This window comes from Paenibacillus sp. 2TAB23 (assembly GCF_052115165.1).
Classification (GTDB): domain Bacteria; phylum Bacillota; class Bacilli; order Paenibacillales; family Paenibacillaceae; genus Pristimantibacillus.
On record NZ_JBFRGD010000008.1, the window covers coordinates 138,465 to 164,339 of the forward strand.

Here is a 25,875-nt window from a genome sequence, read left to right on the forward strand (position 1 = left end):
TGATGCTCTCGGAATATTCTGCGGAATATCTGCCGTTTTAATGTCCAAGCTAATGTCCAAGCTTTGTGGCTCCGACGATCTCATCCCATTGAATATGAACGAATGGATCGATAGCTTAGCTGCTGCACTCGATCATATTCACACTACCCATGTGAGCGGTTTTCCTTGGAGCTATTTCACTTACAATGATATTTGCACCTTATTGGCTCCACCTTGGTCCATAACTGCATATGATTGGAAGCACACATTGATATTGTGAAAGGACCCACGACCAGAATCACCGCTCTGCTTCTTTCACAGGAATTATCATTCTATCCAAGGAATTATCATCCTACTATCGTTTTATGGTGTCAGATCAGAAGGTATGCGGCGTTGTCGATTGGGTCGATACTTGTCTTGACGCTGTTGGAATGGATGTTGGCCCTTACAGGTTGGATTTAGCACCGCTTTTGGGCCTACCGATTGGCGATCATTTTTTTGGAAGCCTATATGATACATGCAGGAGCTTCCTTAAAATATGAGCTATCCTTACTGGGATTGCCTATTCTTAATCGATATCCTCTTCGGACCTTCGTTGGTTTATCCGGTATGACCGGCTTTCGGCGACTCAGGTCTTTCTAACGATTTGATTGCATATCGTTTTGATCATTACATGCGTAGCTTATTCAAAAAATTCACAGCGTTAATGAATGATTTAGCCAAAAGAAAGAACTCCAACATGAAAACGGCGAATTAGGTACATACCACTAATCCGCCGTTTATTATTAACCGTTTTAATACTTAGCTTGCTAAAACGTCAGCGTCTCCAAGCTAATACTGTTCCAAGCTAATAAGTCCTAACCGCTGTGCTTCCTTAATCGCCTCGGAACGCGAGCGTACATTAAGCTTGTCAAAAATACGCGACAGCTGATATTCTACATTCCGCTGGCTTACATGAAGCATGGCAGCAAGCTCCTTGTTGCTTATTCCCGTAGCTACCTCATGCAGAATCGTTTGTTCCTTCTCATTGATCGATACATCCTCTATCGTTACTTCCGTGCGTCCAATCGTTACTTCATGCCGCCTAAGCTGCTTAAGCAAGGAAATAGGAATTACCGTATCTCCTCTCATGACGCAGCGAATGGCATTATGCAGCTGCTCCCTTGAGACAGTTTTCGATATAAACCCAGAGACGCCTGATTCAATAAGCAAATTAAAATGCGAACCGATCTCATAGCCGGAATAAATAATGACCTTTCGTTCGGGGTCCTGCTGAATCAGTCTTTTGGTCAATTCTAATCCGCTAATCCCTGGCATATTTAAATCGCATAAGATGAGATCGAAATGCTCATTCTGTACACTTTCGAGCGCTTCGATTGCAGACAGCACTACTGCTACCGACATCTCGCAATCCTGCTCGATCATATTTTTGGTTCCTTCACCAACGGAAGGATGATCATCAACTAATAAGATACGAATCACGCGATATACCCCTCTCCGACCTACCGGTTGTCATGATCTCTGGCAACAAAATAACAACCTCCAGGCCGTTACCGCTTTGTGAATAAAAGGTAATGTCTCCTTCAAGCCCCGTTACACGCTCTTTGATGCCGGATAAGCCCATATGCTCAAAAGAAACGATCATTTGGTTGACATCCATGCCGATACCATCGTCCTGATAACGGAAATATATGGTCCCTTGCCGCAGCTCCAGCTCAAGAATGACCAGCTTCGCTTGGGAATGCTTGTCCGCATTGCGCAGCAGCTCTTGGACAATACGATAAATCGCCGTAATCTGTTCTTCGTTAAGCGGTCGGTTAAACGGCTTTGCGCGGAAGTCGACAGCGAAGTTAACCCGCATTTGCGTATGCTCAATAATCGATTCAACCGCCTCTACTACCCCCATTTCCTTCAAAAGAGGAGGACGAAGCTCGTTGCACGTCTCACGAATTTGATGTATGACATCCAGTAATCCTTCTTTAATATCCTCTAGCTCCCTGCCAAGACTGTCGGAAATCGGATAGTCCATCATGATTGCTTCAAGCTTCCGATACCATAATAGCTGATCCTGCAGCGCGGAATCATGCAAATCCGCAGCAAGCTTCCTTCTCTCATTCTCAGACAAGCAGAACAGCAGCCGCAGCACCCAAGGCGACGTGGAATGCTCTTTACGAACCTCGGACTCTAAATCCTCAATTAATCCTTCTATTAGATATAAGTTTTCAAATACGATGCTGGCATAGTTCGACATCGTCTTCAGCCAACGAAGCTCATCGGAATTGAAACGAGTATGGTTTGTTTTTAGCCCTATCCATAGAATATGGTATCTGGATCGTTGTCTTCCAATGACAAGACCTAGCCCATATGGCAATTCAATCAGCTCTCCGACCTGCAGTGAATTTACGGTACCAAGTAAAAATTCAGCAGTAATGAGTTCCTCTGGATGCTCCCCCATCGGATACACCGTGTTCTCGGACTGCTCAACGAGCAAAAAAGTAATTCGTTTGACAGGCAAAAGCTCAGATATTTCTTGTTTCAGTACAGCTTCCAGATCGCCCTGCTTCATGACTCTAGCTATTTTACGGGAAAACCTGTCCAAGCTATCCTGATAGCTGTACATCGCCTTAAAAAGCTTAGGTCGAAAGCGCTGATCAATTTGCTCCTTAACATATAAAAACAACGTCATTCCGATGTAAATGACAAAAAACACGCCAAACCATGCGGACCAAGACGGATTGTTCTCTCCTAGTATGACAAACGCCACTAGTGCGGCCACGATAATAGATGGAAACAAGGCGAGCGCCGTATAATATTTAAACCTAGTAAGTATAAAATCAATATCAAACAGTTGATTGGAAGTTGATAAATAGAAATAAACGATTGGTAGGACAAACAGGAAAAGCGCCGTAAATGCTGCTGGCAGTACCTGCTCCCTGCCAATAATCTGAGGCAATAAATTCAATAACGCAAACGGAGTAAACGCTACTAGATGAGAGATTAAAGTAATCGTAAATAAAGAGTGAAGCTTTGTGCGCCGATGCTGAATAAATTTGCGGATTAGAACGTAGACGCATACGAAATTACCTAATAGCACGGAACTGCTATAGGCCATTTGAATATATGTATAGATTTTAATGGAAGATAAGTCCGTCCATATGTACACCAAGCTTGCCAGTCCTACTAGTCCCACTACTGCAAACAATACGGTCAATAACCGCTTACTGATTAAACGCGCATCAAAACGGATTAAGTAAATATTCATAAAGCTCATGAATAGCAGCGGAATATTCGGCAACACCAAATAGATCACGGTGATGCCAATCGGATCACTCCGGTTCGACGCAGCTGAGCTGTAATAGCATAATCCGATGGATATAAAAAATAAAATGAGCATAATGGCAGCTTTGTCATTACGGCGTTTGGCGTAAAGAAAACCGGAAAAAGCACAGAAAATAACGAGGGATATACCAGGAATATACAATTGTATTAATAGTTCCCACAACGAATGATCACCTGTCCAACCTTTCTGGAAAGTGATCTCCTGTTTTTCATTATTTTTATGTAGAACGACTACGTTATCCGCGTACTCTATTAAATTGTATTTCTTCACATTCTCGTAATCGCTTACCGGCAAACCATTTACTTGTAATATCTGGTCTCCTACACGTATTCCTTTAACTTCTGCTTGTCCAGCAGGCTCCATCGACTTTACAAAATATCGATTGCTGGCGTCTTCCGTCAAAACAGCGCCGATGGATGGGATCCTCACGATCACCGAAGTAAGATACAACAGTGTAGATAGGAATAATACAAGGAAGAGGATTGCCATAATGCGGTTTAGAATCGTAGGTCTCATGCAGTCCTCTTCCCTTCAACCAATCTCAAGCTTCTAGTTCCACAAGAATGCGTAGCCGCTGTTTTTTTCGTTTTTGTTCTTTAATTCGCCAAGGAGTGCCTTCTGTTCCGCCGCAGAAACACCTGCTAATTGCATTTGCCCACCCATAGTCATAGACATTTTTCCAGTGCTGCTTACCAACTGACGAATCGTTTCTTTTAACATTTTAACTCCTCCGCTTCTCTTCTATTATTTGAACAACCATTTTACTATTCTACTATAACAGGAAAAGAATCGACAGAAAACGCAAAAGTGATTCGTATTTACCGAAGTCACTTTTGCGTGGTGTAAATTTATGCAATTTCTTCGTTAATCATGTGCATAAATGTTGATTTCCATGGGCTTATTGCCTGAAAAGTATCGACTAACTCCTCAAAACGATTATAGTGCATACGGCTCATGACGGAGCCATACAGCAGAGTTCCCGTCCTTTCGCAGGCTTCAACAAAAAGCTCACGCTTCAATGCCACATCCTCGGTTGATAAAAGCCCCTCAAAATAGTCCCTTATCCACTGATCCTCTGCCGCTTCCCCTTCTACTAAATATAACGTAAGCAGGGTACGTTTCCGCTGTAAAAAGTCGCTTTTATCATCCCAGCGTAGCAAATCCCGAAGATCATTTTGCATTTGGGCAGCTAGTCCTATCTCAAGCGCATATTCAGCAACAACCGGATTCCAATCCTGACCTGCAAGCAGTACGCCAGCCATGCAAGCAAACTGAAGCAGTGCGCCCGATTTCAGCTTAACGACTTCTAAATAGGCCTGTTCGTCAATCATTTCATTCATTATATCTAGCATCTGGCCATTGGCCGATTGAAGCAATTGCCCATTCATCATATCCATGAGGGCAGCTTGTGTATGTACGTCCGTAGCGCTCTCTAGCATGACTTGCTGAGACAACGTTAGCAGCGCAGTCGCAACATGCAGCGCTATAGGTAGCGGGTCTTGCATCCAAGGCTTATGCGGCGCGTCCTGATCCTGTAAGTCATCCAGCATGTCCGATGCCAGTATAAAGAGCTCTACCGCTGCAGCCGCCATATAAGGATCCTCGCCCTTACCATCAAACATGCGAAAATGAAGCACGGTCAGTCTTCCGAACCGCAGCGTCTCCTCCAGCTTATCTTTCATATAATGCTCCGCGTAACGAGCAAGCGGCCCAGACGTGAAATACCGCTGGACCTGCTTGCGCATCCTCTCAGCGATAAGTGAATTACAATCTTCCACAAGAGATCCTCCGCCATTTCAAGATACTGCTATTATACTATGTTTTCTCTATGAGAACATACGCTGAAATGTCGTTACGAATCGTCCTAGCCAATTCAAAGTATTTATGCCGTAACAGTCGTGGGTGCGTTTGCGCTTTTTGGCTGGTTGTTCTTCTTTCTTCTGACTCTCCCCCTCATTCATTTGACTCATTAAGCTTGCGATCATCTCCATTCTTTTCTGAATTAGCTCTCTGCGCTCGACTGACGGACTTTCGATGCGATCGCGATGATCCATTGACTGAAAAGCCCTCCTTGATGTATGTCCCTGCAATTTAATACATCTATCGAATCTCTTATTTACCTTATACGCTGACACTCCCATTCATTTCAACTGCGTGATGCATGTATACGGCCTCCATTGTCAAACCGCCTCTAGGCAGCTGGGCAATAAGCGTTGACGGATTGTCGCAAGTAATGAATTCACCTTTGCGCATGACACATACTCGGTTGCAGTTGCGCTGCATGTCTTCCATATCATGCGAAGCAACGATAATGGTTTTCCCTTGCTGCCTAAGAAGCTGAAGCAATGCCCAATAGTCCCTTTTTGCCTGGGGATCTAGTCCCGTTGTCGGTTCATCCAAAAATATGATTTTGGGATCGTTTACGAGCGCGATTGCAAGTGCCGTCCGCTGTCTCCAGCCGCCCGATAAACGCTTTACTAATTTATCCGAGTAAGGACTAAGGCCAAATTGCTCAATAATAAGATCTAAATTATTTTTCCGTTTATAGAAGCCCTGGAACATCTCCATCGCTTCGCGAACATTCATTTTATCGACCAAAGATGTGCTTTGCAGATGGATGCCGATATCTTCCTTCAACCGTTCCGCTTCAAGCACCACATCATGGCCATATATGCGAATACTGCCCTGATCCGGCATACGAATACCCATTAGCATTTCTAACAGAGTCGTTTTCCCGGCACCATGCGTACCAATAATACCAAATAGTTCTCCTTCATTCACTCTAAAGGATACGGAGTCTACCGCCTTATTCGCACCATAATACTTGCTGACCGAGCTTACCTGAATGATCGTTTCCTTATCCATTCTTTGGTTAACCTCCATTCACACTTAAACATTAATAGAGTCGCTTTAAGGTGAGATTTATGTTTTTGGTATGCGTCATAGTTTTACGATAACGCATGCTGCTATTTTTTTCACCGAAAACTTGTCTAGTAATTTCCGCAATATTTTTGCGTGACCGCAACGCAAGCGCAAAACAAAAAGGGCCTATTTCTACGATTCCGCAGTTTAATAGGCCCTTCAACGTTATCCACAGAGATATCAACAATTCTGTATAAATTGTTAGTTAATTCAGTCAGTAGTGCCACGGTATTATAGTAGTATTTCTGCGGATTTCGTCGATTCATAGGTATATTTTCTTATGTCTTATGGAATTATCCACTTTATACACATTATCCACAGCTTGCGCCCTTGAATTTTATCCCCTATTCGTTCACAGTGTTAACCTTTCGTAAATCCAGTGTTTTCGCCTATTGGAGCGTTTTATACACAATTCAGAGGGGTCATGTGGATAACTTTGTGCACAACACTAATTTTGGAAAATATAATGCTTTATTTTCTTCTGCCGATATAGAGCAAATGCGATGATGACCCTAGTAGATGCTCATCAGCCGCATAGTCGAATAGCAGCTGCAAAAAAGCTCGATATTCATGCTCGCCTGCCGTTTCCCAATAACGCAGTTGCTCTCTCGTCAAAGCGCCTGCTGCGCTCGATGAACCGATAAGCTTAATGGACTCGAATCCATTCGCTTCCATTAACGGCTTTATTTCGTTAATAGTGAAAGCATAAGCGCCTGTGAATCGTCCCTCGTCTGAATGATTAAACACGCCTGTATCCATATAGCTACGGATATCATCCATATTGTCAGTCGGCTTCCAGTGTTCGGGATAAGCTAATGCGTTTTGCAAATGCCTCAGCCTCGTCATAAAAGAAACAAAAACATAACCGCCATTTTGTGTCACCCTATACAGCTCACTGACGGCTTTTTCCCGGTCCGTCCTTTCCTGCAAATGATAAAGCGGGCCCATCATGAGTGATGCTGTGAATGCCTCGTCGCCAAATAAGCTAAGGTTTTTAGCATCGGCCACATGAAAACCATTGAAGCGGTTCTCCAGCATGAGCTCCTTTGCCTTGTCACAAGCGAATTTTACCAATCTTGGCGTCAAATCGGTTATGGTAACGCTTCTGCCGCTTCTCGCAAGCTCCATTGCGTATTTCCCGGGGCCGGCGCCATTATCTAGAATATGCCCTTCAGCTGGCAGCAGACTGCTAATAAAATGCCAATTGACTATAAACTCAAGGGGCGCTCGATCGAGACGCCCCCATTCATCGAATTGGTTGTAGTACTGAAGGATGTGGTTCATTACATTCACCCCCATCACTTTACCATTTGGCTCATCTAAGCTTGGAATTAATTAACCACTAGATTCGCTGCTGGTCGTACAACTCTGCTGCCCGTTGTCATCACTGCTTGATTACAAGCGGCCACATACGCCTGTGCGGCAGCAAGTACAATGTCGTTATGGATCGAGGTTCCGCGGAACCTCTGCTGCTCATGCACGATGCTGACGACAGCTTCCCCATGCGCATCCTCTCCGGTCGATAGGGAGTGCAGCTCCAGATCCTTGAACTCTGCGGCTACGGGGATTGCCTGCTGAATCGCATGGATGACCGCCTCGATTGGGCCTGCTCCCATAGCGATGTAGGAATGCTCTTCTCCATGCTCATTCTCACGGATCGTTACTGTTGCTGTACGGGAGCGCTGCGTACCCGCATGTACATGCAGATCAACGAGCACGTATGGATCTGGCTGTGTTTGTGTCAGCTCTCCTGCTATGCGGATAAGCTCATCATCCGTAACGATTTTTTGCGCATCAGCTTTCACCTTGAACTTGTCATACACATCCTGCAGCTGCACATCTGTCATATCGATGCCGAATTCCGATAGACGATGCTTAATCGCATGACGGCCCGAATGCTTGCCTAGAATAATCATGTTGCGTGGAATTCCCATCGCCTCAGGGTCCATGATTTCATACGTATTGCGGTTCTTCAGCAAACCGTCCTGATGGATGCCTGACTCATGCTGGAACGCATTGCGCCCGACAATCGGCTTGTTGAATGCGATTGGAAAGTTCATGGCTCTGCTGACCATTCGTGAAGTTTCAAATATCTCTCCGATTTGAATATTCGTTTGGGCCTGTATCGCATCCTTGCGCGTTTCAATCGCCATCACGAGCTCCTCAAGCGAGCAATTGCCTGCCCGTTCACCGACACCGTTCACCGTCACCTCAATTTGCGTAGCCCCGCCATGGATAGCCGCGATGCTGTTGGCTACTGCAAGACCCAGATCATTATGGCAATGTGCGCTGTATCGTACCGTTTCGCCGCCTCTTGCTTGACTGCGTACCGCGCGGAACAGCTCGCTCATTTCCTCAGGCATCGCATAACCAAGCGTATCGGGTAGATTGATAATCGTTGCGCCTTCGGCAATGACCGCCTCTACAAGTTGGATAACGAAATCTCTTCCCGAACGCGTGGAGTCCATGGCAGAGAACTCGATTTCATCGACAAATTGTTTGCCGTAAGCGACCATATCACGAGCAATCTTGATGACCTCGTCACGCGATTTGCGCAGCTGATGGTTCAGATGGATGTCGGATGAAGAGATAAAGAGGTGAAGCCGTCTGCGTGCCGCATCCTGCGTCGCTTGGACAGCAGCATCGATATCCCCCTTCACCGCTCTTGCGAATCCAGCAATCTCAACATGCTGCAGCTCCCGCGAAATTTGCTGGACAGCAGCGAACTCGCCAGGACTCGAAACAGGAAATCCCGGCTCAATCACATCAATGCCTAATTTGCCAAGCTGACGCGCAATAATAATTTTGCGTTCTGGATCAAGCGAAGCTCCAGGGGATTGTTCGCCATCGCGTAGTGTCGTATCAAAGATTTGAATTTTTTTCATCTCGTTTGTCATTGTTATTTCCTCCTAAGGATGAATTGGCAGAACCATTTCCAGGTACACAAGCGTAAACGGCTGTCGCCATCCTATGTGGCAAAAGCAGTCGTTTCGCGGAGATATATAAGCACTTTTATATGTGAAAACATATAAACTCTTATATATAAAAAAGGCTCGTCGTCTCCTTGTAAGAGACGACGAGCCTGTGCTGCCGTGGTACCACTCTAATTGGCAAGATCGATCTGCACTGCTCAGCGAAGCTTCCTTGTACAAGGAAGCTGCTTGGCTTTTATGCAGGGATTCATGCCCGCTTAAATGCCCGATGACGGCGGCTAGCCGTAACGGTGTAGGGATCTGCCTCATAAGCAGTCTTTCCACCGTTCCGCTCCCAGGCGAGATTCAAACCTCAGCTTCGACTGCGTCGCACCACCCCGCAGCTCTCTGTTCGAATTCAGCTCTCACAATTAGCTTGAGATTGCCGAGCTCTGTTTTGCCAGCTTTATGTTCTACTGCTCCTGTTCATTGCGTTTCCACACTATGTTAGTTACAACTCATTCGATTAATGGTTAGCTGCTTCACATCATAGACAACAAGAAAAGCCTGTCGTCTCTTGAATCAAGAGACGACAGGCTATAAAAGACCCGCGCGGTACCACCCTTGTTGACTCCCATACGCTCGCAAACGAGCAGGGACGCCCAACTTAAGCATATGGCCAACTCCGGATGTTGACTCACATGCACCCTATGACGGCGGTTAACCGTAACAATGTACCTGCATGGCAATCGGCATTTCCTAAACGGCCGCCATCGTTTCCACTGTTCCGCTCCCAGGTGAGCTTCAAGCATCCTTCGACTGCGTTGCACCATCCCGCAGCTCTCTGTACCGCAGCGAATCATGAATGAAGCCATTCAAGCCGCGCTGCCGTTATTCCCGGACAAGCTTTACTGTTCCTGTTCTTTGCGTTTATAGCGTATGAGATTATGTTGTGAAGTATTGTTGCTTATTATATGCGCATAGAAATAGTCTGTCAATTCCGTTTTCAAATCTTTTTTTATTCAGCCTTTGTCCACAGACCAGCTCTCGAGCGAAAAGCCTGGATCACCTTTCATATCAAGATCCGTGAATTGCGACCGTTTCAGCTTAAGATACGCTGCGGCGCCGATCATTGCAGCATTATCGGTGCACAAAACATGCGAAGGAACAAGAAGCGGTATTTTTTCGGCATCGCATTTCGCTGCCAAAGCCTTGCGAAGCCCCCGGTTAGCCGCAACGCCTCCGCAGAGCAGCAGCTGCTTCGCGCCGTAATGGCGGACAGCACGCAGCGCTTTAGTGACAAGCACCTCGGTTACCGACTCCTGAAACCCCCGTGCCAGTGCAGCTTCATCAAGCACCAAACCCTTCATTCTGTGCTGGTTTATAACGGCCAGCACAGCCGACTTCAAACCGCTGAAGCTGAAGTCATAGCTGTCCGCCTCCAGCCATGCTCGAGGCAAAACAATCGTATTCTCCGCTTCGATAGCAAGCTTGTCGATATGCGGTCCTCCTGGATAGGGCAAACGAAGCGCGCGCGCTACTTTGTCATAGGCTTCGCCGACAGCATCGTCCCGAGTACGTCCCACGACTTGGAATTCGCCTTCTTTCTCCATCAGGACAAGCTCCGTATGTCCTCCTGAAACGACAAGCGCCATGCAGGGATACACGATGTCATGCTCAAGCTCGTTCGCATAAATATGACCCGCAATGTGATGCGTGCCGATAAGCGGAATATCGAGCGCCATCGATAGGCTCTTGGCCGCAACAATACCGACTAGCAAAGCACCCACAAGACCGGGACCTTGCGTCACTGCGATAGCCGACATGTCTCTAAGCGTAAGACCTGATTCCTTAACCGCCTGCTCGATAATAAGCGTGATGGACTCTACATGCTTGCGTGAAGCAATCTCGGGAACAACTCCCCCGTAACGCTCGTGGATTTCAATCTGACTGGACACCACATTGGACAAAATATGCTTTCCGCCGCGGATGACCGCTGCCGACGTCTCATCGCAGCTAGTCTCGATTGCTAGAATAATATCGTTCATTGGCTGAATGCCGTCTGCTCTGTTCAACTGACTCACAATCATTGCTCCCCTGCTTTCAACCGCTCTTGGTCGAGCTCCGCCCACATAATTAGCGCATCCTCGTTGTTGTCTGAATAATAGCGCGGACGAATGCCAGCCGGCTCAAACCCGTATTTTCGGTAAAGCTGCTGTGCGATTTCGTTGGATGGGCGGACCTCCAGCGTCATTTTGGCCGCACCGAAAAACACCGCCGTCCGCTGCAGCTCAGAAAGGAGGCAGCTACCGAGACCTTGCCCGCGAAAATCCGATCTAACTGCGATATTCGTAACATGTGCTTCATCCATAATAATCCACATGCCGCCGTAGCCTATAATTTGCTCCTCGTATTCCATAATCATATAACGGGCAAATAAGTTGTTCATTAGCTCATTTGTAAACGCCTCTGCCGTCCATGGGCTCGTAAAGGCTTCGTGCTCAATATCGACGATTGCGGGAATATCCGCCATAGTCATCGTACGATAAATGAGCTCGTTCACATCGACTGTCATTGCTTTGTCCCACCCTCCTGCTTCGCTTTCCAGACGACTTCTGCCTCTGTAAGCTGGGTATAGTTAGGAATAAAGGTGTGCGGATCCTCCGTCAAGCCGGCTTCCAGCTTCATGTGCCCTAACTTAGCAACCCATTGCCCCTCTTGGATGAAAGGCTGCAGCTTGACTGCCACGCCTGCCGCTTCGCCAATCTGCTGCAAACGCGCAGCCTCCTGTTCATGAAGGGACAGGTCGCCGATTAAAGCGATACTCCGAACCGAATCCTTCTGCTCCAGCAATAACTGTTCAAGCTTATCCACTAAATCCTTCATAAGCCTAACACCGTCTTCGAGCCAGCGGCTCCACTGCGATTGTCCATCCATCGAAAATCCGGATGAGTAGACTTGCCCCCGGCGCGCGTCCATAATCGGAATAACCCAATGCTCTTCCTCTGCATTCACAGGAATCTCTGATCGGGGTTCCAAATTTTGATGCCATGCGCCAAAAGCCAGCGCCTCCAGGCTGGATACGCCGACTAAAGGCTTGTTCCAAACCCAAGCAAGCGTCTTCGCTACCGAGACTGCGATTCGCATTCCCGTGTAGGAGCCTGGCCCATTTCCAACCGCTATCGCTTCAATATCTGCTTCGTTAATATCGCATTCACGCAGCATTTCCTTTATATGCGTAACAACATGCACCGAATGGTTGCGTTCGGCTAACGTCTGTATTTCTGCAAGTACCTCTTCGCCCTTCACGACAGCTGCTGCCATAGAAGCCGTTGACGTATCCAAAGCCAATATTATTCCCTTATGGCGCATCTGTTCTGTTGTCATCTGCCTGCTCCCATCTCATTTATGGCACGGCACCAGCTCGCATACCCTTCACCAATTCCAGTTACCTGTATGCGGCGAGCCTCATCGCCAAGGTGCTCGATATAGAGCTCCAGCCGCTCGGCTGGAAGCAGCTCTTTAATCAAGCTAGCCCATTCCACGATCGTAACCCCATCGCCAAAAAAATAGTCATCCAGTCCAAGCTCATCCGCTTCATCCTGTGAAAGCCTATATACATCCATATGATAAAAGGGAAGACATTCCCCTTCGTATTCCTTAATGATGGTAAAGGTCGGACTATTCACGATGCCCTTTACACCGATGGCTTTCGCAAACGCTTGCGAAAACCGCGTTTTACCAGCGCCTAAATCCCCGTCTAAAGCGAGGATCACACCTGGCTTTACCCAAGCTGCCAGCAGCTCGGCTAAAGCAATCGTATCCTGCTCCGTATGTGCCATCCATATGGCCTGACTGATCTGCTGCTCCAAGTTTCATTCACCCGTTCATAACTAGAAATGATTGTAACCGCGTTTCTTAAGCTCTATTCTTCTGCACGAATGAGTTGATGGCCCGCGCTTATCCCCATGCGACGGCTTACCGCTTGCCAGCACAACGCCAGGCTCACCTTCTTCGGTTTCCCCGATAATAAAAAAGGGAAGACCCTCCTCATGAAAGGCTGCTCGCATATTGTCCGCATCCTGACTATCCATCGTACCAAGAAGCACGTAATCCTCGCCGCCATAAAGCATCCATTCAAGCGGATCGATGCCGACTCTAGCCGCATAAGCTGCCAGGCTGCCGCTTCTCGGAAGCAGCGCTTCGTTCAGAACGAGGCGAAGCTTGGACGCCTCTGCGATTTCCCAAGCTTCGCTTGCAAGACCATCGCTGACATCGTTAAGCGACCGGCAGCTACCACGCTCTTGCAGCAGCCTCCCAGCACGCACCGAGGGGTTAGGCCGTTGATGGGCAAGCACCAACAGCTCTTCCCCTGTCTCGCTGAATTCGGCTGGGGACAGTCTCTCACCCGCTCGCTGTTCCCCCTCCTGCGCCAGCAGCGCATGCAGCCCCGCCGCCGACTTCCCGACAGCGCCGGTCACAAACACCGCATCGCCCGGCTGCGCGCCCGAGCGAAGCAGCTCACGCCCCGCCTCCACGGTTCCCGTCACCGTAACGGCGACAACCAACTGCCCCGGCGACGACGTCGTATCGCCGCCTACGATCGCAACCCCGTAGCGCTCGGCGCACTCGTACAGCCCATCGTACAGCTTTCGCATCCGCTCAGGCGTATACGCGGGCGGTACGCTGACCGAGACGAGCGCATGCAAAGGCACGCCTCCCATCGCGGCAATATCGCTGATGTTCGCTGCAAGCGCCTTGTAGCCGACATCCGCGTCCCGCATCGTCGACTGCTTAAAGTGGACGGTCTCCACCATCGTGTCGACCGCCAGCAGCAGCCGCTTCGGCGAGGCTACGCCATCCTCCGCCAACGCTGCATCGACGACGGCGGTATCGTCGCCGATGCCCGTCACAACGCCGCGCCGCCGCTGCCAGTCTTGCCCTTGCCTCTCGGTTGTCCAATGACGTATACTCGCAAACTCATCCACAGCGCCGCACTCCTTCATTCCAATACAATAGGCAGAAGCTGCCTGCTTCATCATCTGCGTGCATCGGCTACTATCATCATTAGTGAATATCGCGTTTCTTAAACCGTCCGCCCTTCACATCGTGAATATTGCCGACGGCGAGAAACGCCACAGGATCAAGCTCATGCACAATGGATTTCATCTTCGCTTCCTCCAGCCGCGTAATCACGCAGAAGATTACGCGTTTGCTGCCGCCGGTAAAGCCGCCCTCCCCATGCAAATAAGTTACGCCGCGTCCAAGCCGGCTCATAATCGCCGCTCCGATTTCCTTTGCTTCCTCGCTGATGATCCATACTGCCTTGGATTCATCAAAGCCTTCGATCGTCACATCAATCAGTCTAAACGCAATATAATACGCGATGAGCGAATACATTGCCCGATCCCATCCGAATACGAAGCCTGCGCTGCCCAGAATAAATAAATTGAAAAACATAACAGTCTCGCCAACCGAGAACGGCAAACGTTTGTTAAACAGAATCGCTACGATCTCAGTCCCGTCAAGCGAGCCTCCGAATCGAATAACCATGCCGACTCCGATGCCTAATATGACGCCGCCAAATATAGCTGCTAAAAACGGTTCTACCGTCAGCGGCGGTACCGGATGAAGCAGAAACGTCCCTAGCGACATGACCGATACGCCGTACAATGTCGAAAGCGCGAAGGTTTTGCCGATTTGCTTATAGCCCAGAAACAAAAAAGGCAGATTCAATAAGAATAGAAAAAGTCCGAGCGGAAGCGATGACAAATGGGACGCCATTATCGATATCCCAACGATACCCCCGTCAATAATATGATTAGGCACTAGAAAAATCTCCAGCCCAACCGATACCAGTGCTGCGCCTAGCGTAATAAACAACACCCTTTTAAACAGTTCGAGCTTCGAAAGCCTATGGTGCTGTAATGAACCCATAAGTGAACTCACATCCCCTGCTAGCTCTTTTTCTCATTATTTTACCTTAAACGCTATCAGATATAAAGCAACTCTACTATTATTGCAAAAAGAAACCTCCCAGCTCGGCAGTTAGTGGCTGCCGGGATGGAAGGCTTCTCTCTCATGTTTCTTAGCCGATAACCGAGAACGCCTCAACGCCCGCAGGTATCGATTTCGTCCGATAAACTCTACCGAAGCTGTCATAAACCTGAATGGTATAATTAACAGTTGTCAATGTCGAAACGGCGCTAAAAAACACGACTCCGAACCGATCGAAAAAGGCCGTCTGAACGAGCGTATTGCCTCTAAATAACGCTGCATTGAAGCCGGTTGTATTAAAGGGAACGCCGCGGTTGTCTACCCATAGCACCGTCAAACGGTTAAAGGTCGGACCGCTTTGCTGGCTGCCCGGCGACGGTTTTTTGAGTAAAACCTTATTGACGTTTTTCGGATTGAACAAGGGGGGTCTTGCACGATTTGCCATACTATCACTCCTTCCCGCATTTATATTAAACTATGCGAGATTGGAAGCTTTGGTATGGTCTTCCCCCTATGTCCTATGCCTAAATCGATAGCTTCATAAACTTATAGTTCCTTGACGATTGTGATATGGAGCTCGTCCTTCAGCTCCAGCTCATAGGGCGAAACCGGCATCGTTCCGTTCGCCTCCATGATGATGCGTACGCGAGGACGGTGAACCGCCAGCTCATTGTTTTCCGTTACGACGCCGACCTGCCCCGTACTTAGCAGCAGCGAGGTCGCAACCGGATAAATCGATATATGCCTGCAGAACAGCTTAATTAGGTCCAAATCAAAAAATGTGCCTCCTGCAGCAAACAAAAACTCGATTGCTTCGCTCGCCGTGTACCTCTTTCGATAGGGCCGAGGCGAGGTTAAGGCGTCAAACGTATCCGCCAAGCCCACGATTTGGCCGAAAATGTGTATATCGTTTTCCTTTAATCCTCTCGGATAACCCGAGCCGTTGTAGCGTTCATGATGCTGAAGCGCGCAATGGGCGGAGACGATCGATATATCATGATACTTCCGCAGAATATCGAAGCCGTCCTTCGCATGCGCCTCCACAACCTTATGTTCTTCCACGGTGAACGCTCTCGTTTGATTCAGCAGCTTGGCCGGGACTTTTGTCATGCCGATATCAAACAAAAGAGCGCCGATCCCAAGCTCTTCAAGCTGATTGCGATTAAATCCCTTCGCTATGCCCATAATGCCCGCGAGCACCGCTACATTAAAGGAATGCTGAAACAAATAACCGTCCATTGCATGGATGCTTGATAAATTCACGAGCATATTAGGCCTTGTTGCCAGGTCCTGCATAATTTGCCCGAATACCGCCCGAAAATTCCGCCCCATATCAGGCGCAATGGTTCTTCCCTTCGATACGGTCTGGTCTTTGAAGGAGTTCATCGTCTTATAAATGGTATCGACTGCCTGCTTCCGCGTTTCTTCGCGGATCGCATCCTCGGGGATAATATCCGCTGTCATTCCATCCTCTATGAACAGAAAGTCAATGCCTAAGTTACGCAATCGATCAATATAACGATCGTTCAGCTCCACCCCTTCTCCCAGAAGAACGTTTCCGTTTTCCTGAAATATGGGCTTTGCCACCTTGTCTCCCGGCTTGACCATTCCAATTTGCACTTTTCTCATTAGATTAGTTCCCGCCTTCGATAGTTTAGCGCTTGTAACCGGATAGCATCTATTTTAGCAGAACTATCTTCGACTGACTATGCCGATCCCATTGAAAAAAGCCTGAACAAATTGTTCAGGCCACTAGGCTAATTTCCGTTTCACGATTCGATTGCGTCCGTTATATTTCGCTTCATATAAGGCTGCATCGGCCTGGGCCAACAGCTCCCGCAGGAAAGCTTTCGGATCGGCTAGGTCAGCCGGCTCGAAATGCTCGATCGAAATGACGCCCATGCTAATCGTAACCGATACCGGCGGCTCGCCGATTCCCGTGCTGATTTTGTTCTGCTCGACGGATTCCATAAGCAGCTCGGCAATGATATCTGCCTGCTCCCGATTCGTATGCGGCAAATAAACGGTAAACTCCTCGCCGCCGTAGCGAGCGAGGATATCCGTGAACCGAAGCGACCCGCGAACAGCATCGACAGTACCGCAAAGCACTTCATCCCCTACCAAATGCCCGTACTTGTCGTTGATTGATTTGAAATGGTCCAGATCAAATAGGAAGATAGAAAAAGGGATGCCGTAGCGGATGTTCGCTACGACCTCTTGCTCCAGCTGATGGAGCAGATAACGACGGTTGAAGCAGCCCGTCAAGCCGTCGGTTATCGCCATTTGCTCCAGCTTCTTATTCGCTTGGAACAGCTCGTCCTGCATAATAAGCAAATCCCGGTTGCGATCATGAAGCTGTTCGTTCTGGCTGTTCGTTTCCTCTACCAGCATGCGAAGCTCAGTCACGTCCTGAAAGGTCAGCACCCTTCCGACCGGCGTTTTTTTGTGATTGAGAATCGGTGCAGACTGAACGATAACATGGCGATACTTATCATAGGTTATGGCAATTTCAATTTCCAGTCTATCCAAAGGACGTTTCCGCTGCTCTTCGAAAAATGCCATGAATTCCCGGGTAACTTCTCCCTTGAATTGCGGCCCTAGAATAGCGGGGTTGAATTTGTCGCCGATTCTCAGCCGGAAGATCGGCTTAATGACCTTGTTCAACTCAATAATGATATCGTATTCATCCAATACGATAATGCCCATCGACATCGTGTTCATGACATCTCTTTGGACCGTTTGGATGATATCAAGCACCTTATGTCTCCGAATGGCATGTACCAAATAAATGGCTGCAAACGCCATTCCTACCGAAATGAGTGGTATATACCGATTAATTTCTTCAATTAGGATGATATTCACGATTAAATCCGCAAAGGCGAAAGCAACCAATACAATCATACCGATTAAGGCTGTCTTGATTACCGTGCGCTGCCGATCGGAGTTTTCTCCGCGAAGCTTGTAGAACATCACGATAAACGAGACCGATACGTAAAGAATGAGCTGCACGATCATAATCCAATATAACGGACCATGCTGAAGCTGCTTGAGCGGACTAAGCTTTTCGTTAATGCTCAGAAACATGCCGTTTGGGTTTGCGACAACCGCGGCCACCGATATAAGTGCAGGAACCGCCAAAACGAACAACCGGCTCTTTCGTATCACATACGATTGGCCGGTGAGAAAGAGAATAAAGGCAAACCATCCGAGCCCAAGCAGAGAGAGCCCTATGTAAGAAGCGGAGAGGTAAAATAGCTTGAAGCTGGCTGAATTGACCGTTTGCGCAGCAAATTGCGAGAAGGTCCAGCTCATAAAGACGACGTGCAGAAAAAGGTATATGCGATGCAGTACCGTGACGGTGCTTGTGGCAAACACGTAGAAAAACAAGCCGAGCAGCACTAGAAACATACTAAAGTCTAGCCAGATCATCCATTCCATTACGGTTCACCCATTCATTAGATAGCCATCTTCTTCCATTGTATCAAATGTTAATTCCATCGACAATTGCTTAATATCAAAAATCTCAATGTTTAACGATCGATTTTCATGCCTTATTCAGATCTAGACTCAGGCCAACGCCCTTCAAGCATATGCTCTAAGGAAGGAGAAATGCTCAGAAATTGGCGGAATTGCTTATATTGCTCCCATTTCTTCAACGAAGGCTTCTGCTCCTCGGATCTCACTGCCCGAATAAGCAGGTTTTTGGGCGTATGCTCCGGGTCTACAAACTCCAGCATTTGAACCTTATACCCAAGTACCTCCAGCAGGGTTCCGCGGGCAGCGTCGGTAGCAAGCGCCGAGAAGCGCTCCTTCAGCAGTCCTTGAGAAAGCAGCGGTGCAAGAACGTCATTGCTTACCTGCTTAAACAGCTCGTGCTGGCAGCATGGAACCGACATAATAACGGAAGCTCCCCAATTGACCGCCTTCGCCAGCGCCGCATCTGTCGCCGTATCACAGGCATGCAGCGTAACCACCATATCCGCTTCGTGGAGCTCCTCATAATCAGCGATATCGCCGACTAGAAATTTCAGCTTGTCATAGCCCAGCTTCTCCGAAAGCTCGGAGCAGAATGCGATAACATCCGCCTTCAGATCAAGACCGATAATGCGAATATTGCGCTGCTGTTCGATGGCAAGCAGATGATAAAGCGCAAACGTCAAATACGATTTCCCACAGCCAAAGTCGACAATCGTCAGCTCTTTGTCCTTCGGCAAATATGCAAGCACATCCGTTACCATTTCAAGAAAGCGATTAATTTGTTTATATTTATCCTGCTTCTTGGCGTGGACCAGGCCTTCCGGCGTCATGATGCCGAGCTCAACAAGAAACGGAGCCGCCTTGCCCTCGGCAAGCACGCGCTGCTTCTGCCTGTTATGCTGCTGTACGCTTTTTTGAGCATCTCCGGTCGGAGGCCTCTTCAGAATCGCAGCTTTGCCTTTTTTGTTAAAGAGCAGCTGAACATCCGCGTCAGATGTTTTGATAAGGGCTTGCCTGTAGTGATCCTGCAGTAAAGCGATCATTCGCTCGCCTGCCTCGGGCGCTGCAATATTATCATGCGTCACTTTATTGGCGAAATGGTATTCGAATTGGTAGAACAGACCATTCTTCATCTCGATAGGACGAATAATTGTTTTTGGCGCTGCGGTACCATCCTTGCGTTTTGGCTGGCTTAGCGATGCTTGCAGCAGCGCCTTGCCGCCGATCCAGCCAGCGATGTCTTGCTGCCATTGTTCTGTCATGATGCTGTCTCACTCCTAGCCCTTAATATAGCTAAACGCCGCTTCGCGCTTAGCCGGTTATACGTCATGATGTCCCGATAATGATTCAAGCCCTAGCATTATTTCCTCCCGCGGCAGCCCGCCTGCCTCAAGCGCACTGTCAGTATGCAGGAGCATTCGCCGATAAATGGCCTCTGCCTCCGCCAGCCCCAGCGCGTTATCCTCAAGCAGCTCATGCATGAGGTTCTCAGCAGAGTCGAATCGGCCTTCCTCCACATTCCACTCCAATAGCAGCCGTTTGGACTTTATGGGCAGCTCATAAGGAAGGAGCTTGTCCTGCAGCTCCTTGATCATCTCGCGAGGCTCGGCAAACGTTGGCTCTGCGCCGGCAAGCGCTAATCTCACAAAGAGGTGAAGGGATTTCAAATAAGCCAAGAAACTCTCGTCCTCGCGTCCCAGCTCCGCATTGACCTCTGCTTCCTGTTTCATTAACAAGGCGATCGCTTGCAGGTGGTCCGTTTCCAATAGCCCGTTCGTTGTCATCATTTTCATTAAATCCTCGTCAGACAAGGATCGAATCAGCTTGCTGCTTAGTCGGAACTTTTTGTCGAGCAGCTCATCGATGAAGAGCAGCGCATCCTCATGCTTGCGCTCGCGCCTAAGATTTAATATTTGGCCAACCGCTTCGGTCATTTGTTCTATCATTCGCATGAAATAGTCGCGTTGAAACATCTGGTTCCCCCTCGCCTTGCCTGCTACTGCTTGGCGCTCACGAAGCTGCGGATCGCCGCAATCAATGCCTTAGGCTGCTCGACCATTCCCATATGGCCGGCACTGTCAAGCTGTACCTTTGTAGTTTGGGCGTTAGCTGCCGCAAACGCGCTCTCTAGCGGAATCACTTTGTCATTTGCGCCAGCTACGAGCAGCACAGGCAGCTCCGACTGCTCTATGACATGCTTGCGGTCTTCCCTGGCCTTCATCCCTTTAGCTGTCGCCACTGAGCCTCGCAGAGATGTGCCATATCCGATTTCTTTGCCGCGCTCAACCTCGCCTTGCAGCGCTTCTAGATTAGCAGGAGCAAAAAGCTTAGGAATTAAGCCATCAATGAAAGCAGGCACGCCGTGCTGCTCCAATGCCGCAACGGCTTTATCCCGGTTATCCTTCGCTGCCTCGCCATCTGGCAGCGCTGTCGAATGTATAAGTCCAAAAGCAGACAGCTTCTTGCTGTATTTCTCGGCGAATGCCAAGGTGATATAGCCGCCCAAAGAGTGGCCTAGCAGTACCGCGTTATGGACGTTTAGCTTGATGAGCAGCTCCGCAACATCGTCCGCATATTTCTCCATCGTATAGACTTCTTCATCAGGCGCTGAGCTTCTGCCATGGCCGCGAGCGTCCGGTGCAAGGATACGTACCGTTTGCTCCAGCTCCTCTACGATTTGCTCCCAATAGGCGGAGCTGCCGCAATAGCCGTGCAGCAATACAACAACCTCTGTAATATCGTCGGCTGCACCTCCGTCATGAGGATGCGAATCATAATATGCAAGCTCTAAGCCGTTATTAAGCAATACCTTGCGCTGTGCGATTGAATCTACTTTCAAAGCATCTTCTTTACCCATATTTCTCAAACTCCTTTATACAAGCGGGATTTTCCATTCATTGTCATGCGCCTTGCCTTGTTCCTTTTCCGTACTCCATGCTGCCTCAATTGCGTCTACCGCATCGCGTGCCATGCGCATGACTTGGTAAAGGGATGTCGTCTGAAGCATCCAATAGGCTTTAGGCCCGTTCGCGTTAACGACGCCAGCGATACTGAACTGGCCTATCGGTGGCAGCCTGCGGCCGATTGCTTTGCCTGGCTGAAGCGGGCCTTCCGCTACTAAAAAGCGGCCAATAGAGGCTGGCTTGCCCAAACAGGCATCGATTGCGATTACCGTCGCTTCCTTTGGAACGGCTTGCACTGCCTGCTCTACAGCATGTGCATCGCATGGCTGTTGCAAGGTTCCAATCACCTGCTTCCAGCCGCGCTCCCTGAGCATGCTTCCGATGAGCGGCCCCAAGGAATCGCCGGATGACCGGTCACTGCCGATACATACGAATACGATGCTGTCGCGATCTCTGTGCCTTGCTGCAATGGATGCAAGAAAGGGTTCTATTTCGAACTTCGTTAGCTGTTCCGTGGCCGTGCACCTGCCCTGTGATCGTATACTTTTCATTTCTGTCTAATTGTATCCAATTTTAAGATCCTGTTCAATTTGTGGTCATTGCCGATTGAAACATGATACAATTGCAGCATTGCAAATACGTACGAGAAAACCATATCCTTCGAGACCTTTTCGGCTCGAATACCAATCGGGAGGCACTCCATGACTAATTTAGACCAGCAAACCCAAGAAAACGTCGAGTTTATGATCGATGTCATCAAAACGAAGCTCAAAATGGCTTCCGCTGCCGCTATGCAAGCTTCCAACTTTGACCTCGGCAAATATGAAGATATAAGAGACCTATATGAGGTAGTCGCTTCCAAGGAAAAGTTCAGCATAAGTGAAGTTGAAGCCTTGGTATCCGAGCTTGGCAAGCTCCGCATTCAATAAGAACATTTTAAAACAATATATTCCAGTATCAGACATTTATTTTCATATTGCGACAAAAGAAGAACCGAGCCTGGCAACTGCGCCTAGCTCGGTTCTTTTCGGCAATCAACTAATTCTGTTCTTCCTCTTCCGCTTCTACGCCTACGATCGAAAGCTTTATAGAAACGTCTTTATGCTCGCCTTTAAGGAAATGGGCAATCCGCTCCAGCTTATCCGCAAGCTCCGGACCGCTCAAGGTCATATTCAAATGATAGTCAAAGCTGTCTGCAGGCAGTTTGCGCTCTGACAGTGCATTAGAACCGCCCCACCCACGATCACCGCCAGCGTTCGCACGTGCAATCAGCTGCTCCTGAACAGGGTAAAACTTATCTGATTTATTCACAACTCTTTCATAGATACGCAGCTTCTTCAACAGCATGTAATATTGCGCAGAGTGCTTGAAATTCCAAGCCTCGCGGATATCCTTAAGCGTATAATCCATCTTCCAGCGTTTAAGCTTCTCTACTTGCTCGTCAGTGCTCAGCTGCAAAAAGTCGTCCAGCGGCAGCATTTTTTCGGACATCTTGACCCCTCCGATAAATAGTTTATAGAGTTATAAAAATAATAATTCATATTGCTTTGTTTATCATATAAAAAATACCATAAATTTTGTCACTTTACAAATTAATATAATTTCACATTTCATAAATATAAATCTTGTTTATAAAATGCAGTTAAAAAAGAAAACCTCCATACCCACGCTTAGCAAGCTGTAGGTATGGAGGTTTAGCTGTCTTAAGCTTTCTGAAGCCCAATCGACGTTAAAAATCGCTCAAATGCCGCTGTGCCGGCTTGTGTTCGTTTATATACGCCAGCATCCTTCAGCACATCAAGGAATTTGGCGCCCGTCTCGGATTCGACGATAGCTTTGGCTTGATCAGCCGAGTTTGCCGTGCCGAATCGCTCGATAAGCGATAGCAGCCAGCCCGCGTGGTGATGAAGCGGATGCTCCGCTGTCTGAAGAGCTATAGGATCAGCAGAGGAAGCTTCTGTCAGATAAGCCGCGATTTGTCCCAGCTCATCCTTCAAACGTCCAGGCAGCACCGCAAGCCCCATAACCTCGATTAATCCGATATTCTCTTTCTTAATATGGTGCAGATGCTTGTGCGGATGGAAGATACCATCCGGATGCTCCTCGCTTGTGCGATTGTTGCGAAGCACCAGATCGATCTCGTATTCTCCATTGTCCCTTAAACGGGCAATCGGCGTGATCGTGTTGTGAGGCGTTCGCTTACCGCCCTCTTCTTCCGTGAATGCCAGCACGTCAGCCGATTCGTCGCTGTATGCACGCCATTCATCGAGCATCCGACAGGCCGCGCTATGCACGTCTGCTTTGGAGGAGCCGTTAATACGTACGACAGACATCGGCCAGTTCACGATGCCAAAGCGCACGCCAGGCAGCTTCGGATCAACGAACAGGGTGTCCGTAGAAGCAGCCTCCATCGGGAACACATGCCTTCCACCTTGGAAGTGATCATGGCTGAGTATGGACCCGCCAACGATTGGCAAATCAGCGTTGGAGCCTATGAAGTAATGCGGGAACAGCTCAACGAAATCCAGCAGCCGCGCAAAGGACGAATGGGAAATAACCATCGGCTCATGCACGCCTTTGAATATGATGCTGTGCTCATTGTAATATACGTATGGAGAATATTGGAAATACCACTGTTCATTCTGAAGTGTCAGCGGCAATACGCGTAGATTTTGGCGAGCAGGATGATCCGGCCTTCCTGCATAGCCGACATTCTCGATACAGAGCAGACACTTCGGATATTTCGCTTGCGGCATCGTTTTGAGCAGCGCAATTTCCTTCGGGTCTTTCTCCGGCTTCGATAGATTAATCGTAATCTCAAGCTTGCCGAACTCCGTGTCATGCAGCCAGTAAAGGTTTTTGCGGATGCGGTCCATTCGAATATAGTTGGAGTCGATGCTGAGGTTGTAGAACGCATCCGTAGCAGCCTTCAGCCCCTCCTCCTTCGCCGTGCGCTGGAACGAAACGTTCGCTTCGGATGGACGCGGCAACAGCATGCCCATGATGCGTGCATCGAGAAGATCACGATAAGTCGCCGTGTTATCTGGAATCAATCCAATTGCAAAGCCATAATCGAGCAGCGGCTCAAGAAGCGGAACCGCGCTGTCCAATTGCTCAGCGATAACTTCTCCTTCGAATGCTTCAGTGAAGCCGAACAAATCGAGCAGTTGATTTCTTGCCGCATGCGCGTCCAATTGGTCCACAAGCAGCTTGCGCTGTTCTGCAAATTGCAGCAATCTTTCTATTAGAACCAGCACTTCTTGTGCGGATTGCGCTTGTTGTTGTTTTGACACTTGTTGTTGCCCCTTTCCGTTATGCCCGTTTCCTACTTGTCGCCATAGCCGTTTGGATTCGCTTCATGCCAGCTCCAAGCGCTCTTAATGATATCCTCCAGCTTGTCGCGTTTCGGATTCCAGCCGAGCTCTTTGCGTGCACGGTCTGACGAAGCAACGAGCGTCGCAGGGTCTCCTGCACGGCGAGCTTCGAATACCGCAGGAATTTCTTTCCCAGTAACGGCACGCGCAATCTCAATCACTTGCTTAACGGAGAAGCCCGTTCCATTGCCAAGGTTATAGACCGCGCTGTCGGCACCGCCGCGCAGGCGGTCTACGGCAAGCACATGCGCATCCGCAAGGTCGCTTACATGAATGTAATCGCGGATGCACGTGCCGTCCGCTGTCTCATAATCCTCTCCGAATACGGAGATGTGCGGACGCTGACCTAGCGCTGCTTGAAGAACGATTGGAATCAAGTGCGTCTCCGGGCTGTGATCCTCCCCGATTTTCCCGCTTTCATGCGCTCCAGCCGCATTGAAATAACGAAGCGACACGAATTTGATGTTATGAGCCACGTCGAACCATTTCATCATTTTTTCCATAGCCAGCTTCGTTTCGCCATAAGCATTGGTCGGTAACGTACGATCATACTCGTCGATCGGCACGTTCTCCGGCTCGCCGTAGGTCGCTGCCGTTGACGAGAAAACGATTTTGCGAACATTGTATTCATTCATTTTCTCCAATAAGCATAGCGTACCGAATACGTTGTTGTGATAATATTTGCCCGGATCCTTCATGCTTTCGCCTACGAGTGAATTCGCAGCGAAGTGAATAACCGCATCGATTTCATTTTCTTGGAATACCGTGTCCATGAATGCCGCATCGCGAAGGTCGCCCTCATAGAGCTTGCCTCCAAGCAATGCTTTGCGATGTCCCTGCTGCATATTATCGACGATTACAATTTCTTCTCCGCGCTCCTGAAGAGCTGCTACCGCATGCGAGCCAATATAGCCCGCTCCGCCAGTTACTAAAACGGCCATGATTCATTTCCCCTCTCAATTCGTTTGTAC

Annotated in this window: 25 protein-coding genes; 1 reads left to right on the forward strand and 24 read right to left on the reverse strand. The window is 48.5% G+C overall.

Features of this window, described 5'->3' with window-relative positions; genetic code table 11:
* Positions 1–810: 810 nt before the first annotated feature.
* From AB4Z29_RS13855 to yyaC, 21 genes are all read right to left on the reverse strand, one after another.
* A complete protein-coding gene (locus AB4Z29_RS13855) occupies positions 811–1,461 on the reverse strand; it encodes a response regulator transcription factor (protein ID WP_183562367.1) in 651 nt (216 codons plus the stop codon).
* A complete protein-coding gene (locus tag AB4Z29_RS13860; RefSeq protein WP_441943634.1) occupies positions 1,439–3,835 on the reverse strand; it encodes an ATP-binding protein in 2,397 nt (798 codons plus the stop codon). Before AB4Z29_RS13860 ends, AB4Z29_RS13855 begins: the two co-directional genes overlap by 23 nt.
* Before the next feature lie 33 nt (positions 3,836–3,868).
* Positions 3,869–4,039: a competence pheromone ComX gene (gene comX, locus AB4Z29_RS13865; RefSeq protein WP_441943635.1), complete on the reverse strand. Its 171-nt coding sequence runs from the start codon at positions 4,037–4,039 to the stop codon at positions 3,869–3,871.
* Positions 4,040–4,167: 128 nt separating this feature from the next.
* Complete coding sequence (locus AB4Z29_RS13870) at positions 4,168–5,097, reverse strand: polyprenyl synthetase family protein (protein ID WP_441943636.1); 930 nt, start codon at positions 5,095–5,097, stop codon at positions 4,168–4,170.
* Between the two features lie 48 nt (positions 5,098–5,145).
* Entirely contained in the window at positions 5,146–5,373 is a 228-nt protein-coding gene (locus AB4Z29_RS13875) for a hypothetical protein (protein ID WP_441943637.1), read from the reverse strand.
* Positions 5,374–5,440: 67 nt separating this feature from the next.
* Positions 5,441–6,184 carry an ABC transporter ATP-binding protein gene (locus AB4Z29_RS13880; protein WP_183562357.1) on the reverse strand — a complete coding sequence of 248 codons (744 nt, stop codon included), beginning with the start codon at positions 6,182–6,184 and terminating at the stop codon, positions 5,441–5,443.
* A gap of 528 nt (positions 6,185–6,712) precedes the next feature.
* Positions 6,713–7,525 (reverse strand): class I SAM-dependent methyltransferase, encoded by an 813-nt coding sequence (locus AB4Z29_RS13885; RefSeq protein WP_441943638.1) that lies wholly within the window; start codon positions 7,523–7,525, stop codon positions 6,713–6,715.
* A gap of 47 nt (positions 7,526–7,572) precedes the next feature.
* Positions 7,573–9,138: a 2-isopropylmalate synthase gene (locus AB4Z29_RS13890; RefSeq protein WP_441943639.1), complete on the reverse strand. Its 1,566-nt coding sequence runs from the start codon at positions 9,136–9,138 to the stop codon at positions 7,573–7,575.
* 1,037 nt (positions 9,139–10,175) lie between these two features.
* Positions 10,176–11,243 carry a tRNA (adenosine(37)-N6)-threonylcarbamoyltransferase complex transferase subunit TsaD gene (gene tsaD, locus AB4Z29_RS13895; protein ID WP_441943640.1) on the reverse strand — a complete coding sequence of 356 codons (1,068 nt, stop codon included), beginning with the start codon at positions 11,241–11,243 and terminating at the stop codon, positions 10,176–10,178.
* Positions 11,240–11,728 (reverse strand): ribosomal protein S18-alanine N-acetyltransferase, encoded by a 489-nt coding sequence (rimI, locus tag AB4Z29_RS13900; RefSeq protein WP_441943641.1) that lies wholly within the window; start codon positions 11,726–11,728, stop codon positions 11,240–11,242. Before rimI ends, tsaD begins: the two co-directional genes overlap by 4 nt.
* A complete protein-coding gene (tsaB, locus tag AB4Z29_RS13905; protein ID WP_441943642.1) occupies positions 11,725–12,540 on the reverse strand; it encodes a tRNA (adenosine(37)-N6)-threonylcarbamoyltransferase complex dimerization subunit type 1 TsaB in 816 nt (271 codons plus the stop codon). The genes rimI and tsaB overlap by 4 nt, the downstream gene beginning before the upstream one ends.
* Positions 12,537–12,995 carry a tRNA (adenosine(37)-N6)-threonylcarbamoyltransferase complex ATPase subunit type 1 TsaE gene (gene tsaE, locus AB4Z29_RS13910; RefSeq protein WP_441943738.1) on the reverse strand — a complete coding sequence of 153 codons (459 nt, stop codon included), beginning with the start codon at positions 12,993–12,995 and terminating at the stop codon, positions 12,537–12,539. Before tsaE ends, tsaB begins: the two co-directional genes overlap by 4 nt.
* A gap of 51 nt (positions 12,996–13,046) precedes the next feature.
* Entirely contained in the window at positions 13,047–14,141 is a 1,095-nt protein-coding gene (thiL, locus tag AB4Z29_RS13915; protein WP_441943643.1) for a thiamine-phosphate kinase, read from the reverse strand.
* Between the two features lie 79 nt (positions 14,142–14,220).
* Positions 14,221–15,090, reverse strand: coding sequence for a YitT family protein (locus AB4Z29_RS13920; RefSeq protein WP_183562342.1), 870 nt, complete (start codon positions 15,088–15,090; stop codon positions 14,221–14,223).
* A gap of 151 nt (positions 15,091–15,241) precedes the next feature.
* Positions 15,242–15,595, reverse strand: a complete 354-nt coding sequence (locus AB4Z29_RS13925) for a hypothetical protein (RefSeq protein ID WP_441943644.1) — start codon at positions 15,593–15,595, stop codon at positions 15,242–15,244.
* Between the two features lie 101 nt (positions 15,596–15,696).
* Positions 15,697–16,779, reverse strand: coding sequence for an HD-GYP domain-containing protein (locus AB4Z29_RS13930; RefSeq protein ID WP_441943645.1), 1,083 nt, complete (start codon positions 16,777–16,779; stop codon positions 15,697–15,699).
* A 123-nt stretch (positions 16,780–16,902) separates the two neighbouring features.
* The gene (locus tag AB4Z29_RS13935) at positions 16,903–18,588 is read right to left on the reverse strand and encodes a diguanylate cyclase (protein ID WP_441943646.1); all 1,686 of its coding nucleotides are present in this window, start codon (positions 18,586–18,588) and stop codon (positions 16,903–16,905) included.
* 113 nt (positions 18,589–18,701) lie between these two features.
* Positions 18,702–19,889, reverse strand: coding sequence for a class I SAM-dependent methyltransferase (locus AB4Z29_RS13940; RefSeq protein WP_441943647.1), 1,188 nt, complete (start codon positions 19,887–19,889; stop codon positions 18,702–18,704).
* A gap of 57 nt (positions 19,890–19,946) precedes the next feature.
* A complete protein-coding gene (locus AB4Z29_RS13945; RefSeq protein WP_441943648.1) occupies positions 19,947–20,600 on the reverse strand; it encodes a DUF6483 family protein in 654 nt (217 codons plus the stop codon).
* Positions 20,601–20,623: 23 nt separating this feature from the next.
* Positions 20,624–21,484, reverse strand: a complete 861-nt coding sequence (locus AB4Z29_RS13950; protein WP_441943649.1) for an alpha/beta fold hydrolase — start codon at positions 21,482–21,484, stop codon at positions 20,624–20,626.
* A gap of 15 nt (positions 21,485–21,499) precedes the next feature.
* Positions 21,500–22,081, reverse strand: coding sequence for a spore protease YyaC (gene yyaC / locus AB4Z29_RS13955; RefSeq protein WP_441943650.1), 582 nt, complete (start codon positions 22,079–22,081; stop codon positions 21,500–21,502).
* Between the two features lie 150 nt (positions 22,082–22,231).
* Between yyaC and AB4Z29_RS13960 the strand changes: the two genes are divergently transcribed.
* Complete coding sequence (locus AB4Z29_RS13960) at positions 22,232–22,459, forward strand: DUF1128 domain-containing protein (RefSeq protein WP_183562328.1); 228 nt, start codon at positions 22,232–22,234, stop codon at positions 22,457–22,459.
* Between the two features lie 109 nt (positions 22,460–22,568).
* On the opposite strand, the gene AB4Z29_RS13965 is transcribed toward AB4Z29_RS13960, so the two are convergent.
* The 3 genes from AB4Z29_RS13965 to galE form a co-directional block, all read right to left on the reverse strand.
* A complete protein-coding gene (locus AB4Z29_RS13965) occupies positions 22,569–23,021 on the reverse strand; it encodes a hypothetical protein (protein ID WP_441943651.1) in 453 nt (150 codons plus the stop codon).
* 212 nt (positions 23,022–23,233) lie between these two features.
* Positions 23,234–24,823, reverse strand: a complete 1,590-nt coding sequence (locus tag AB4Z29_RS13970; RefSeq protein ID WP_441943652.1) for a UDP-glucose--hexose-1-phosphate uridylyltransferase — start codon at positions 24,821–24,823, stop codon at positions 23,234–23,236.
* A gap of 32 nt (positions 24,824–24,855) precedes the next feature.
* Positions 24,856–25,845, reverse strand: coding sequence for a UDP-glucose 4-epimerase GalE (galE, locus tag AB4Z29_RS13975; RefSeq protein WP_183562322.1), 990 nt, complete (start codon positions 25,843–25,845; stop codon positions 24,856–24,858).
* Positions 25,846–25,875: the final 30 nt, after the last annotated feature.